11 protein-coding genes are annotated in these 14454 nt (G+C 71.4%); 6 read left to right on the forward strand and 5 right to left on the reverse strand.

Translation table 11 applies throughout. The annotated features are described in order from the left end of the window. Positions 1–241: 241 nt before the first annotated feature. From ADL29_RS39820 to ADL29_RS39830, 3 genes are read left to right on the forward strand one after another with little or no spacing between them, the layout of a single operon-like run. Positions 242–1003 carry an HAD family hydrolase gene (locus tag ADL29_RS39820; RefSeq protein WP_053928341.1) on the forward strand — a complete coding sequence of 254 codons (762 nt, stop codon included), beginning with the start codon at positions 242–244 and terminating at the stop codon, positions 1001–1003. After that, a complete protein-coding gene (locus ADL29_RS39825) occupies positions 1003–3432 on the forward strand; it encodes a glycoside hydrolase family 65 protein (RefSeq protein WP_053928342.1) in 2430 nt (809 codons plus the stop codon). Before ADL29_RS39820 ends, ADL29_RS39825 begins: the two co-directional genes overlap by 1 nt. A 54-nt stretch (positions 3433–3486) precedes the next feature. Then, complete coding sequence (locus tag ADL29_RS39830) at positions 3487–3999, forward strand: mycothiol transferase (RefSeq protein WP_053928343.1); 513 nt, start codon at positions 3487–3489, stop codon at positions 3997–3999. Positions 4000–4275: 276 nt separating this feature from the next. Here the strand turns inward: ADL29_RS39830 and pyrF are convergent, their stop codons facing one another. Then, on the reverse strand, positions 4276–4971 hold the full coding sequence (pyrF, locus tag ADL29_RS39835) for an orotidine-5'-phosphate decarboxylase (RefSeq protein WP_053928344.1): 696 nt from the start codon (positions 4969–4971) through the stop codon (positions 4276–4278). Positions 4972–5137: 166 nt separating this feature from the next. On the opposite strand from pyrF, the gene ADL29_RS39840 reads away from it, so the two are divergent. Then, complete coding sequence (locus ADL29_RS39840) at positions 5138–5479, forward strand: hypothetical protein (RefSeq protein ID WP_053928345.1); 342 nt, start codon at positions 5138–5140, stop codon at positions 5477–5479. 147 nt (positions 5480–5626) lie between these two features. On the opposite strand, the gene ADL29_RS39845 is transcribed toward ADL29_RS39840, so the two are convergent. Beyond that, complete coding sequence (locus ADL29_RS39845) at positions 5627–6646, reverse strand: LacI family DNA-binding transcriptional regulator (protein WP_053928346.1); 1020 nt, start codon at positions 6644–6646, stop codon at positions 5627–5629. Between the two features lie 304 nt (positions 6647–6950). On the opposite strand from ADL29_RS39845, the gene uriH reads away from it, so the two are divergent. Then, entirely contained in the window at positions 6951–7898 is a 948-nt protein-coding gene (gene uriH, locus ADL29_RS39850) for a uridine-preferring nucleoside hydrolase UriH (RefSeq protein ID WP_053928347.1), read from the forward strand. Then, a complete protein-coding gene (gene uriT, locus ADL29_RS39855; protein ID WP_053928348.1) occupies positions 7895–9334 on the forward strand; it encodes a uridine transporter UriT in 1440 nt (479 codons plus the stop codon). The genes uriH and uriT overlap by 4 nt, the downstream gene beginning before the upstream one ends. Positions 9335–9371: 37 nt before the next feature. Here the strand turns inward: uriT and ADL29_RS39860 are convergent, their stop codons facing one another. The 3 genes from ADL29_RS39860 to ADL29_RS39870 form a co-directional block, all read right to left on the reverse strand. Beyond that, the gene (locus ADL29_RS39860; RefSeq protein WP_053928349.1) at positions 9372–10499 is read right to left on the reverse strand and encodes an aromatic ring-hydroxylating oxygenase subunit alpha; all 1128 of its coding nucleotides are present in this window, start codon (positions 10497–10499) and stop codon (positions 9372–9374) included. Between the two features lie 49 nt (positions 10500–10548). Beyond that, on the reverse strand, positions 10549–11703 hold the full coding sequence (gene solA, locus ADL29_RS39865; protein WP_053928350.1) for an N-methyl-L-tryptophan oxidase: 1155 nt from the start codon (positions 11701–11703) through the stop codon (positions 10549–10551). A gap of 75 nt (positions 11704–11778) precedes the next feature. After that, entirely contained in the window at positions 11779–14223 is a 2445-nt protein-coding gene (locus tag ADL29_RS39870; protein WP_053928351.1) for a GcvT family protein, read from the reverse strand. Between the last annotated feature and the right edge of the window lie 231 nt (positions 14224–14454).

Raw genomic sequence — 14454 nt, forward strand, 5'->3', positions numbered from 1 at the left:
CTTGCCCCTGGCGTCCCCTGACGTTCCGTCACCTACCGGCGTTTCGCCATATGGAATCACCTTCTCATGATGCGGGCCGGGGAACGGCGCGGGGAGGTCGCGCCCGGACCGGCCCGGCGCCCCGGCCGCCCGCCCGTGCCTCCCCGCGCTGGCGCGCCCCCTGCCGGAAGTCGTGGTGCCATGGAGGGAAAGCCCGGCGAGGAGACCCGGCAAGGAGGCTCTGACGAGGGGGTTCGTCATCATGAGCGGCGCGCCGTCCCCGGCCGCGTGCCTGCGTTCGCTGCGGGCCGTGGTCTTCGACACCGACGGGGTGATCACCGACTCCGCCCGGGAGCACGCGGCGGCCTGGAAGGGCGCCTTCGACGCCGCTCTGGCGGCCGTCGGCGGTCAGCGGCCGTTCGACCCGCAGGCGGAGTACCTCCGGTACGTCGACGGACGCTCCCGGCAGGACGGGGCGGCCGCGTTCCTCGCCTCCCGGGGTGTGCGGCTGCCGCTCGGGGAGCCGGACGACGCACCGGGTACGGGCACCGTTCGGGCGGTCGCGGCCCGCAAGGACGAGCTGTTCACGGCCGGTCTGCGCCGGGGCGGGGTGACCGCCTGGCCGGGCACGGTGCGGCTGCTGGAAGTGCTGCGGCGCGAGCGGGTGCCGTGTGCCGCCGTATCCGCCTCCCGGCATGCCACCGAGCTCCTCTCGGCGACGGGGGTGTGCGCGCTCCTCGAGACCGTGGTGGACGGTAACGAGGCGCATCGGCTGGGGCTTCCGGGCAAGCCGGATCCCGCGCTCTTCCTGGAGGCGGCCCGGCGGCTGGGGGTGCCGGCCGGGGACAGCGCCGTGGTGGAGGACGCGCTGGCCGGCGTCGAGGCCGGACGGCGGGGCGGGTTCGCACTGGTGGTGGGTGTGGACCGCACGAACAGCCCGGCTCGCGCGGCCGAGATGCGCCGCAGCGGCGCGGATCTGGTCGTCGCCGACCCGGGCGAACTGCTGACCTGCGGGGAGGGCTGATGGACTCGGGCTGGACCTGGTCGTACGAGGGCTACGACCCGAAGACGGAGCGGCTGCGGGAGACGCTGTGCACGCTCGGCAACGGGTACTTCGCCACGCGGGGCGCCGCGACCGAGACGCTCACCGGCCCGTCGCACTACCCGGGCACCTACGCGGCGGGCTGCTACAACCGGCTGACCTCCACCGTGGCGGGCCGGCAGGTCGAGAACGAGGACATGGTCAATCTGCCGAACTGGCTGCCGCTGCGCTACCGCATGCGTCCCTCGGGCGCGCCTCCGGGTCCGTGGCTGTCCCCGGACCACGAACAGCTCGCGGAGTACCGGCAGACGCTGGATCTGCGGCACGGCACGCTGACGCGCTGGTCGACGTACGAGGACGGGGACGGGCGCCGGCTGAAGGTGAAGCAGACCCGGTTCGTCCATATGGAAGATCCTCATCTGGCCGCGCTGCGCACGCTGTTCACCGCCGACGGATGGGCCGGTGAGGTCGAGGTGTCGACGGGGATCGACGGCGATGTCCACAACCACGGGGTGGCGCGATACCGGGCGCTGGCCAGCCGGCACCTCGGCGACTGGGAATGCGGGCGCGAGGGCGGCGACACGGTGTGGCTGAGCTGCCGCACCCTCGACTCGGACGTCCGGATCGCGCTGGCCGCCCGGGTCCAGGTGGGCTCGGGGCGCGGCGTGCCCCCTCGTACGACGGCGCACACGGCGCACGCGATCGGCCAGCGGCTGCGGCTGCCCGTCCTGGGGACCGGGGGAACCGCCGTCGTCGACAAGACGGTCACCTTGTACACCTCACGCGACCCGGCGATCGGCAGTCCGCTGGAGGCGGCCGTGGACGGCGCGCTCGCGGCCCCGGAGTTCCCCCGGCTGCTGGCCACGCACCGCGCCGCCTGGGAGCACCTGTGGCAGCGGGCGGATCTGGAGGTGCCCGGGGAGGCGGGCGGCATCCTGCGGCTGCATCTCTTCCATGTGCTGCAGACGCTCTCGCCGCACACCGCCGAGCTGGACGTGGGCGTACCGGCGCGCGGGCTGCACGGCGAGGCGTACCGCGGACATGTCTTCTGGGACGAGCTGTTCGTGCTGCCGTTCCTGAATCTGCACCTCCCGGAGGTCTCCCGGGCGCTGCTCGACTACCGGCACCGGCGGCTGCCCGCGGCCTGCCGGGCGGCGCGCGAGGCGGGCCGGACGGGGGCGATGTACCCGTGGCAGAGCGGCAGCGACGGCCGCGAGGAGACGCAGCAGATGCATCTCAACCCGCGTTCGGGGCGCTGGCTGCCGGACCATTCGCATCTGCAGCACCATGTCGGCTCGGCGGTCGCGTACAACATCTGGCAGTACTGCCAGGCCAGCGGCGACACGGAATTCCTCTACGGCCACGGCGCGGAGATGCTGCTGCAGATCGCCCGGTTCTGGGCGGACTGTGCGGCCTGGGACCCGGCCATCGGCCGGTATCGCATCCGTGGGGTCGTCGGGCCGGACGAGTACCACGACGGCTATCCGGACGCGGCGGAACCGGGGCTGGACGACAACGCGTACACCAACGTCACCGCCGCCTGGGTGCTGATGCGGGCACTCGACCTCGGCCGGACGCTGCCCGAGGCGTGCCGCCGGGAGCTGTGCGAGCGCAAGCACCTGGGCGAGGAGGACCTGGCGCGCTGGGAGGACATCGCGCACCGGCTGTACGTGCCGTACGACAGGGGCGTCATCAGCCAGTTCGCGGGCTACCAGGAGCTGCGGGAACTCGACTGGGCGGGGTATCGCGGACGGTACGGCGACATCCGGCGGCTGGACCGGATCCTGGAGGCGGAGGGCGACACCGTCAACCGCTACCAGGCCTCCAAACAGGCCGATGTGCTGATGCTCGGCTATCTCTTCTCGCCGGGCGAACTCACCAAGGTCTTCCGGCAGCTGGGCTATGCGCTCGACGACGACATCTGGCGCCACACCGTCGAGTACTACCTGTGCCGTACGAGCCACGGCTCGACGCTGAGCGCCCTGGTGCACGCCTGGGTGCTGTCTCGGGTACGGCACAACGCCGCCTGGTCGTACTGCGAGGAGGCGCTGACCGGCGATGTGGCGGACCTCCAGGGCGGCACCACCACGGAGGGCATCCACCTGGGCGCGATGGCGGGCACCCTCGATCTCGTCCAGCGCGGTATGACGGGCCTGGAGACCCGCGACGGTGCGCTGTGGCTGGCACCGGCGCCGCTCCCGCAGCTCTCGAAGTTCGCGGTACGGATCCGCTACCGGCGGCACTGGGACATCGGCCTGCAGCTGCGGGCGGAGCGCGTACGGGTAGCCGTCCCGGACGGCGGCAACGGGCCGGTCCATGTGCGGCTCGGCGGGCGGCTGTTCACGGTCGCGCCCGGTACGACCCGGTGGCTCGACCTCCCGACGTGCGTCGCCGGATACCCGACCCAATGAGGTCGCCCGATGATCCGGACCCGATGAGCCCGGCCCAGGAGAAAGGAACCTGTCATGACCGCCAGCACGGACCTCCTCGTCGATGCCTTCGGGCGTATCCGGGAGACCGTCGACGATGTGCTCTCCGGACTCGGCACCGACGAACTCGCCGCCCGTCTCGACGACGACGCCAATTCGATCGGCTGGCTCGTCTGGCATCTCACCCGCATCCAGGACGACCACATCGCCGACGCGGCCGGCGCCGAGCAGATATGGACCTCACAGGGCTGGTACGAACGGTTCGGCCTGCCCTTCGCGGACTTCGACACCGGTTTCGGCCACTCCTCCGATGACGTGGCGGCCGTCCAGGGCATCACCCGGCAGCTGCTGAACGGCTACCACGAGGCGGTGCACGACAACACGGTCCACTACCTGAAGGGGCTGCACGTCAAGGACCTGGAAGAGATCGTCGACCAGGGCTGGGCGCCGCCGGTCACCCTGGGGGTGCGGCTGATCAGCGTGATCTCGGACGATCTGCAGCATGCGGGGCAGGCCGCGTTCATCCGGGGGGTGCTGCGGCGCGGCTAGTGCTGTGACCGGAAACGATCAGCGGGCGGGTTCTGGTCGGCCCTGTGCCGGTTGGATGTGACGACACGTCCGATCGGTGCGGGGAGGCGGGATGGCGCAACCGGTCAGGGCCCGGAGGCTGTCAGAGCAGGAGGGGCAGAAGCTGCAGCGGATCGTGCGCCGGGGCAGCTGCCCAGCGGCGCGAACGCGCCCGCGCCCGCAGCGAGAAAGGCGTCCGATGGGGCGGCCGACCACTGGCCATCCCGGCCTGACCCCGCACATTGCGGCTTGTGCCCGTTACCGACCGAGGTCGGCGCGGACGAGACGGAATGCGGCGGCCGGGTCCGTGGCGCGCGTGACCGTTCGGCCCACGACGACATGGGAGGCCCCGGCAGCGATGGCAGCACGCGGCGTCCCGGAGCGGGCATGCTCGCCCGATGATTCACCGGGCAGTGCGACTCCCGGCGTGACGATCAGGCCATCGGCACCCAGCACGCTCCGCAAGGCCGCCACGTCCTGCGGTGAGGCGATCAGACCGTGGCAGCCGACCCTGGCCGCCAACTGAGCCAACCGGAGCACCTGCTCCTGCGCCGAATCACCGACGCCGATGTCGGCAAGATCCCCGTCGGTCATGCTGGTGACCACGGTCAAGGCAAGCACGCGCAGGTCAGGGAAGTCGCGGGCGGCATTGACGGCGGCAGTCATGATGCCCACACCGCCCATGCTGTGCACGGTCACCATGGAGACACCGAGAGCTCCTGCGGCTCGGACCGCACCAGCAACCGAGTGGGGGATCTCGAAGAGCTTGAGGTCCAGGAAGACCTCCTTGCCCTGCGCAACGAGATGCTTGATGAAGTCGGGGCCAACCGCGGTGAGCAGTTCCAGGCCGACCTTGTAGAAACGGCACTCGTCGCCCAGCCCCTCGACGATGTCGTCAGCGGTTGCCCGGTTGTCACAGTCCAAGGCGACGATGATCTGGCCGGTCGGCTCCACGACGTCATTGTGCCGCCACCTCAACCGCTGCACATCACCAGGGCCCCCATCAGACCGGCCATCCACAGCCGGCACGCCTGCGCACCCCGGTGATCGTTTCCGGTCACAGCACCAGGCGGTTTCGTTCGGACCACTGCTGAGCGAGGTTGTTGTTGATGATGCTCCTGTGGCTCATCGCATCAGCACCCTGATCTCGGCTTTCGGGCTCCTCGCCGGCCTGGGGCTTCTCATGTGTGCCGCCTGCGCACTCGTGCGAGAGCGGCACAAGGAACGGGACGGGACGCCGGACGACAAGCCCGACAGGTGGTACGTCTGGGGTGAAGGGACCGTATTCCGACGGCCTGCCGACAAGGGCATGCTGGTCAACGGCCTTGCCGGCCCGGCCATGAAGCGGTTGTTCGCGCGCATTGCCGCGTGGGATCCCGACTGGGCACCACCGCCGCCCGCCGATCCCGGTGTCGAGATGTCGTGGGGGGGGACCCTGTGGTGGTGGACGGCCCATGGGTGATCTTCACCTTCGGCACCGAACGGGAGATCCGAGCCTTCGTGGACCGCTACGAGGACGTGCACGGAATGCTGCGTGCATCCCGCGTGCGCGGACCGCTCGGCGGTGATCCGAATGAGACGGCCCAGGGCCGGTCCGGCGGATCAGGGCCTAGCGCGGCCGGGGAATCAGCGGCCCGCCGGGCGTGCTGGAGGCGCGTATCACCAGTTGCGGGGCGAGCCGTACGGCGCGGCGGGAGCCGGGGGCGCCGGGGCGGTGGGTGAGCAACCGGGTGGCCTCGGCGGCCAGTTCGGCGACGGGCTGGCGGACGGTGGTCAGGGCCGGGTCGGCGAGGCCCGCCAGGGGGATGTCGTCGAAGCCGGTGACGGCGATCTCGCCGGGGACGTCCGCGCCCAGCTGGCGCAGCCGCTGGAGCGCGCCGACGGCGATGAGGTCGTTGGCACAGACGAGGGCGTCCGGCCGGGCGGGCCAGATGCGGTCGACGGCGGCGCGGCCCCACTCCACGGAGAAGTCGCCGAGCTCGATGCGGGCGGCCGCCTCCGGGCCGAAGGCGGCGGCCCCCGCTTCGTACGCCGTCCGCCGCTCGACGGCCGCGGACGCGGTCCCGGCGGCGCCCACGAAGCAGGGGCGGCGGCGGCCCGTGGCGGCCAGATGCTCCAGTACGAGGGCCATTCCGGCGGCGTTGTCGACGGCGACCGAGTCGGCGACGCCGGGGCCGCAGCCGCGGTCGAGCAGCACCAGCGGCACCCGGGCGGCCGCGTCCGCCACCGCGTCCCGGCTGCGGTGCTCGTCGACGGGTATGAGGAACAGCGCATCGACCTGGCGGTCCAGGAGGGCGCCGATCCGGGCGGCCTCGGTCAGCGGGTCGTCGTCGCAGTCGGCGAGCAGTACGGCGCGGCCCCCGGCGTGCAGGGCGTGCTCCAACTCCCGTACGAGGGAAGGGAAGAAGGGGTTGGTGATCTGCGGCAGGACGAGGCCGACGGTGCCGGTGGAGCGGCTGCGCAGGGCGCGGGCGACCTGGTTGGGGCGGTAGCCGAGGCGTTCGGCGGCCTCCCGCACCGTACGGGCGGTCTCGGCGCCGACCGGGCGGGTGCCGGCCAGGACCCGGGAGACGGTGGCGATGGAGCAGCCGGACGCCCGGGCGACGTCCTTCAAGGTCACTTCGGCCACGCTCGGCGCCCCTTTTGCACTCGGGCGCGAGGGCGCTCGGTCACGGTGGCGGCAAACGTTATCACCGCCCACGCACCGTGTCGTTACCGACGAGTATGGAGCATGCAATCGGTACGTATGCGGCACATGTGCGGCACGTATGCGGTCGTATGGCTCACACTCCGTTGACATCGGGCAGACCGATGAGCGACATTCCCGGAGAACGTTTTCCCGAGGTACCCGAGGTAGCAGCCTCCTGAGGCGCCCGGAAGAGACTTCACCCGCACCACCCTTCCGAGAGCAGCAGAGCAAAGGGGCTCGTCCGTTGGCCAGAAAGATCATCCTCGACTGCGACCCGGGCCATGACGACGCGGTCGCCATGCTCCTGGCGCATGGCAACCCCGAAGTCGAGCTGGTCGCGGTGACGACCGTGGTCGGGAACGCGACGGTCGAGAAGGTGACCCGCAACGCCCTGTCCGTGGCCCGCATCGCCGGGATCACCGGCGTCCCGTTCGCGGCCGGCTGCGCGCGTCCGCTGGTACGGGACATCGAGACCGCGCCGGAGGTCCACGGCGACTCCGGTCTGGACGGCCCCGAGCTGCCCGATCCCGCCATCGAGCTGGACCGCCGGCACGCCGTCGACCTGATCATCGACACCGTGATGGCGCACGAGCCCGGCGAGATCACCATCGTGCCGACCGCGGGCCTGACCAACATCGCGATGGCCGTGCGCAAGGAGCCGCGGATCGCGGAGCGGGTGCGCGAGGTCGTCCTGATGGGCGGCGGCTACCACGAGGGCAACTGGAGCGCGGTCGCCGAGTTCAACATCAAGATCGACCCCGAGGCCGCGCACATCGTCTTCAACGAGAAGTGGCCGGTCACCATGGTCGGCCTGGACCTCACCCACCAGGCGCTGGCCACTCCCGAGGTCGAGGCGAAGATCGCCGCCGTCGGCACCAAGCCCGCCCGGTTCGTCCTGGAGCTGCTGGACTTCTTCCGCGAGGCCTACCGCGAGAACCAGGGCTTCGAGCACCCGCCGGTGCACGACCCGTGCGCGGTGGCGTATGTCATCGACCCGCAGGTGATGACCGTCCGCAGGGCCCCGGTGAACATCGAGCTGCGCGGTGAGCTGACGCTCGGCATGACCGTGGCGGACTTCCGCGCGCCGGCCCCCGCCGACTGCACCACGCAGGTCGCGGTCAAGCTCGACCACGAGCGGTTCTGGAACCTCGTGGTGGACGCCCTCGAGCGGATCGGGGACGTGGCCGCATGAACACCCTGACCACCGAGCGCCGCCCGTCCGAGGCGGCGCAGGGATCCGGCGTCCGGATATCCGTCCTGGTCACCGCGCTGCTGGTGGCCTGCTTCGCCTTCCAGCTCAATGCGAGCATGCTCAGCCCCGCGCTGAAGAGCATCGAGGACACCCTCGGCGCCAGTTCCGCGGAGATCGGGCTGACCCAGACCGCGTTCTTCACCTCGGCGGCGCTGTTCTCCCTCTTCCTGCCCCGGCTGGGCGATGTCCTCGGCCGCCGCAAGGTGCTGGCCGGCATGCTCGCCCTGATGGTCGTCGGCTGTGTGGTCGCCGCGCTGGCGACCAGCGTTCCGATGCTCTTCGTCGGCCGGGTCGTCCAGGGAGTGTCCGGTCCGGTCGTCCCGCTGTGTCTGATCATGCTGCGGGTCGAGGTCCAGGAGCCCAAGCGGTACGGCACCCTGCTCGGCGTGATCACCGCTGTCAACGGCGGCATCGCCGGTGTCGACTCGCTCGCCGGCGGCTACCTCGCCGACCGGCACGGCTTCCCGTCGGTGTTCTGGGCGATGGCGGTGGTCGCGGCCGTGGCCACGGCGGCGATCGCGATCTTCACCCCCGAGTCCAAGGCTCCGGCCGCCTCCCGTATGGACTGGCCCGGCGTCGCCTTCCTCGTCGTCTCCATCGGCGCCCTGCTGATCGCGCTGAACGAGGCCGGCAAGCTCGCCGCGGCCGACTGGTCGCTGGTCGCCGTCCTCGTGGTCGTCGCCGCGGCCGCCTTCGTCGCCTTCTGGCGGACCGAGAACCGCAGCGGCCACCCGCTGGTCGCCACGCACCACCTCAAGCAGCGCGCCACCTGGGCGACCCTGCTGACCACCGTGCTCACCATGACCGGCGTGTTCGCCGTGATGAACGGCCTGATCCCGGCGTTCGCCCAGGACACCCAGGCGGGTCTCGGGATGAGCGCCGAACAGTCCGCCTGGTGGACGCTGACCCCGTACGCCCTCGCCGGCCTCGCCATGGGCCCGGTCGCCGGCCGCCTCGCCGCCACCTTCGGCTACGGCCGCGTCCTGCGCGTCGGCCTCATCGGCTCGGTGGCCACCGTCGTCCTGATGTTCCTCACCCTCGGCAGCCACTCGCGCATCCTGCTGCTGGCGGCCTCCCTCCTCGTGGGCATCACCTACGCGGGCGTGGCGAACATCGTCCTCAACGGCCTCGGCATCGTCCTGTCCCCCGGCGAGAACCCGGGCTTCCTGCCCGGTCTGAACGCCGGCGCCTTCAACCTCGGCGCGGGCCTCAGCTTCGCGCTCCTGTACGCGGTCAAGACCGCCTGCGACCCCGTGGACCCCACGTCCCACGGCGGGTACACGGCGGGCATGATCGCGGGCGTCGTCATCATGGCCCTCGCCATCGGGACCTCGTTCCTGATCCCGAAGCCGGTCACGGCGGAGGCGCAGGGCTGACGTCCGCCGCTACCCGTTCACCGCTTCGACGACCGGGTCATCGCTTGCCCTCCAGGCAGGCGGTGACCCAGTCGTGGAAGCGCCCGAGGTGGTGCTCGCTCGGCACGAGCACCCCGCCGTCCCGGTAGGCGCGCGAGTCCATGGCGGGCTGGGTGCGCTCACAGGCGGCGAAGTCCTGGGTGTTGACCCGGTGGAAGAGTTCGACGGAACGGGAGACATCCGCCCCGGAGTCGACGACCTCCGGCAGATACAGCCAGTCGCATTCCACGACGGTGCGGTCGGCGGCCATCGGGAACATCCGGTGAACGATGACGTGATCGGGGACGAGGTTGACAAAGACCTGCGGCCGGACGGTGATCGCGTAGTAGCGGCGGTCCTGGCCGTCCTCGATCCCCGGCAGCCGGCCGAAGCCCGCGCTGCCGTCCACCGTGAATCCGGCGGCCTCCGGCGCGAACTCGGCACCGTGGCCGACGTAGTACTGCGCGGCGAAGCCGTCCGCGAACTCCGGCAGGACATCGGTGAGTTCGGGGTGAATGGTCGCGCAGTGATAGCACTCCATGAAGTTCTCGACGATGAGCTTCCAGTTGGCCCGCACGTCGTAGGTGATGCGCCTGCCCAGGGCGAGGCCCTCGGTGCGGTAGCGGTCGAGGGCGGCCGGGTCGCCCAGCCGCTCGACGGCGGCGCCGGTCACCGTCTCCTCGAAGGACGGCGGCTCGTCGGCCAGGCACACCCAGGCATAGCCGAGCCATTCGCGCAGCGGGACGGCGACCAGACCGCGCTCGGTGCGGTCGATGTCGGGCATCCTCTGGAGGTTGGGGGCGGCGATCAGCCGGCCGTCCAGGTCGTAGGTCCAGGCATGGTAGGGGCATTGGAGGGTACGGCGGACCTCGCCGGACTCCTCGGTGCACAGCCGCGCGCCGCGATGCCGGCAGACGTTGAGAAAGGCGCGCAGGGCGCCGGCCCGGTTGCGGGTGATCAGTACGCTCTCGCGGCCGACCCGGACCGTACGGAAGGCACCGGGCCTCGCCAGATCGGCGGCGCGCACCGCGCAGCACCACAGCCGCTCGAAGATGTTCTCCTGCTCCTGCCGGAAGATCCCGGGGTCGGTGTAGTAGCGGCCGGCGAGGGTGGCGGTCAGGCTCGGGGAGATCGGGGTCGTCGTCACGTGCGTACTCCTGGTTCGATCGAGTTCGCCTCCGGCGGGCCCCTGCGCCTCAGGCGGGCGCGGCGGCGAGGCGGTGGGGGTCGAAGAGACCGATGGGGTGCCCGGTGGTGCCGGTCAGGGCCAGATCGGCGACGATCTCACCGACCACCGGGACGAACTTGAAGCCGTGCCCGGAGAACCCGCAGGCCACGGTGACGCAGTCCGGGTGCGCCGGGTGGCGGGCGAGGACGAAGTGCTCGTCGGGCGTGTTGGAATACATGCAGGTCGCGGCCTTGAGGAAGGTGCCGGGCAGGGCGGGGATGCAGCGGGACATATGGTCCGCCATGGCCCGTACCTCGTGCTCGTGCACGGTACGGTCGATGGTCTCCGGGGTGCAGACGACACCCTTGCGGAAGAAGGCGACCTTGGCCCCCAGCTCCGGCCCGTCGATGGCCGGGAAGCCGTAGACCTGGACTCCGGCCGCGTCCTCCCAGATGTAGACGGGGTGGTTCCCGGGAAGGAAGGGCCGGACTCCGCCCGTCGGCCGGAACCAGTACATGATCTGCCGCTCGATGGTGAACGGCACCCCGAGGTCCGTGAGCAGTTCCGGCGCCCACGCCCCCGGGCAGATCACCAACTGCCCCGCGGTGTAGGTGTTGTCGGCCGTATGGACGCGTACGCCGTCCCGGTACGGCTCCCAGCGGGTCATCGGCTCGTCGTAGTGCAGGTCGGCGCCCCGCCGGGTGGCCAGCTGGAGATGCGCGGCGACGGTGTTCTCGGGGCGGACCAGACCGGCCCGGTCCTCGTACAGCGCGACCTCGTCGTCGTCCGGCGTCAGGGTCGGGAAGCGGCGCCGGATGTCGGCCGCGTCGAGCATCTCGTGCGGCAGGTCCCACTCGGTGGCGGAGCGCAACGAGCCCGCGACGGTACGGGAATCGGGGCGGCCCACCATCACACCGCCGCACAGGGTGGCGATCTCCCGGCCGGTCGCCCGTTCCAGCTCGTCGTACAGCTCGTAGGCGCGCAGCAGCAGCGGTACGTACGCCGGGTCCTCGAAGTAGGACTGCCGGGTGATCCGCGAACCGCCGTGGCTGGAACCCCGGTTGTGCACGGGGCCGAACCTCTCCAGGCCGAGCACGCGGGCGCCGCGGGCGGAGAGATGGTGGGCGGCGGCGCTGCCCATACCGCCGAGACCGATCACGATCACGTCGTACGTGGGGGACACAGGGGCCTCCTAGCGGCGGCTGTCGCACGTCAGAATGCGGGTCATCTCAGGATGTGGGTCATCTCAGGATGTGGGTCATCTCAGGATGTGGGTCATCTTCGGGTCGAAGAGCGGCTCGTCGGCGACGGTCGCCGGGACCTTCTCGCCGAAGTACTCGATGTCCACGCCGGTGCCGGTGGCGAGTGGGGGCAGCCAGGCGTAGGCGATGCACCGGCCCAGCGTGTAACCGTACGCGGCGCTGGTCACGTAACCGGCCGGTGTTCCCGCGACATGGACGGGCTCCTTGCCGAGGACCACCGCGGCGGGGTCGTCGAGGAGGAGGGGGGTGAGCCTGCGGGAGGGGGACGGCAGTGCCTCGAGGGCTTCGCGTCCCACGAAGTCCTTGTCCTTGCGGACGGCGAAGCCGACTCCCGCCTCGTACGGGGTGTGCTCGTCGGTCATGTCGGCGCCCCAGGCGCGGTAACCCTTCTCCAGGCGCAGGGAGTTGAAGGCCGAGCGCCCGGCCGCGATCACGCCGTGTTCCCGGCCCGCCGCCCAGAGGGTGTCCCAGAGCCGGAGCCCCAGGTCGGCGGTGGTGTACAGCTCCCAGCCCAGCTCGCCGACGTACGACAGGCGCATGGCCGTGACGGGGACATGCCCGAGGTAGGTCTCCTTCGCGCGGAAGTAGCCGAAGCCCTGGTGCGAGAAGTCGTCGCGGGTCAGCGGCTGGACGAGGTCGCGGGCGAGCGGGCCCCAGACGCCGATGCAGCAGGTGCCGGGGGTGATGTCGCGGAGGTGTACTCCGGCGGGCGCGTGCCGCAGCAGCCAGTCTAGATCTGCCGGGGAGTTGGCGCCGATCTGGAAGCGGTCGGGGGCCAGGCGGGCGACGGTCAGATCGGAGCGGATACCGCCCGTCCCGTCCAGGAGCAGGGTGTAGGTGACCGCGCCCGGTTTCTTGCGGAGGTTGTTGGTGGTCATGTGCTGGAGGAAGTCGAGGGCGCCCGGACCGGTGACTTCGAGCCGGCGCAGCGGGGTCATGTCGTAAAGGGCGACCCCTTCGCGGGTGGCCCTGGCCTCGGCGGCGGCGATCGGCGACCAGTACCGCGCCGACCAGGCGTCGCGCTCGGGGAGTTCGACGGCCGCGGCGAGCGGGGCGTTGGCCTCGTACCAGTGCGGGCGTTCCCAGCCGCCGCCCTCCAGGAAGTACGCGCCGAGCTCCTGCTGGCGGGGGTAGAAGGGGCTGGTCCGCAGCGGCCGGGGCTGGTCCATGGGCTGCAGCGGATGGATGACGTCGTACACCTCGATGAAGTTCCGGGCACCGCGGTCGGCGATGTACGCGGGCGAGCGCTGGGCGTCCTCGAAGCGGCTGAGATCGCATTCGTGGATGTCGACGGCGGGCCGGCCGTCCGTCATCCACTCGGCGACGGCCTTGGCGGCGCCCGCGGAGTGGGTGACCCAGACCGCCTCGGCCAGCCAGAACCCGCGCAGTCGGCGGGATTCGCCGAGGAGCGGCATCCCGTCGGGGGTGAAGGAGAAGACGCCGTTGAAACCCTCCTCGATCCGGGAGCCGGCCAGTGCGGGAAGCAGTCCGACGCTGTCCTGCCAGCTCGGCGCGAAGTCCTGCGGGGTGAACGGCAGGGAGGACGGCATGACGGGAACGGCGTCGAAGGCGGGGACGGTGAACGGGTCGACGGGCATCGGCCGGTGGGCGTAGGAGCCGATGCCGATCCGGCCCCCGGCGGGGTCGGCGTGTTCGCGGAAGTAGAGGTCGCGGTCCTGGAAGCGCAGGATCGGCCGGCTCGCCTCCCCGCGGGAGCCGTCGAGGCCGGGCAGCGGCGCGGTCCTGGCGTACTGGTGGGCCAGCGGGAGCAGCGGTACGTCCACCCCGGCCATCGCACCGATCACCGGGCCCCAGAAGCCGGCGGCCGAGACGACGTGGTCGGCGGGGAAGGTGCCCCGGTCCGTCACGACTGCGGTGACCTGCCCGCCCTCCCGCTCGATCCCGGTGACGGTGTGCCGTTCCAGGAAGCGGGCGCCCCGGCGTTCGGCCCGCGCGATCTGGGCGCGGCAGGCGGGTACGGCGCGGGCCAGGCCGTCGTCGGGGGTGTGGAAGCCGCCGTGGAGCCTGGTCTCGTCCAGCATCGGCCAGAGCTGCCGGCACCGGTGCGGGGTGAGCAGCTCCCCGCGTACGCCCCAGGAGGCGGCGAGCCCGGCCTTACGGTGCAGATCGGCCCAGCGGGCCTCGGTGGTGGCGATCTCGAGGCCGCCGACGGGAAGGAAGCAGGGCAGGCCGTCGGTCTCGAGGGAGCGGAACTTCCGGACGGTGTAGGCCGCGAACCCGGTCATGGTCTTGGACGGGCCGGTCTGGAAGACCAGGCCGGGTGCGTGTGAGGTGGAGCCGCCGGGGGCCGGCAGCGGGCCCTGTTCGAGGACGGTGACCTCGGCCCAGCCACGGGCGGTCAGCTCGTCGGCGAGGGAGCAGCCGACGATTCCGGCACCGATGACCACCACACGGGAACTCTGTGCGCGCGTACGGGACATGGCCCTCCTCCTGCCGCCCGGTGTTGCGTCATGCACGACTGGTTGCGCAGTGAGAGACATCGTGGGAGCGGTGCCTCGGCAGCGTCAAGAGGTCCGGGCCGGCTCTTCGCAAAGGGCTGGTCACGGGCGCACGGCCCGCTTCAACGGGCGTACCCGAACAGCAGATGCGGGGCCGGATCATCCGCTCCGGCCCCGCATGTCCCTGCGCGCCACCGCCCCGGCGCGTCACCC

The organism is Streptomyces chattanoogensis (assembly GCF_001294335.1).
Lineage (GTDB): Bacteria > Actinomycetota > Actinomycetes > Streptomycetales > Streptomycetaceae > Streptomyces > Streptomyces chattanoogensis.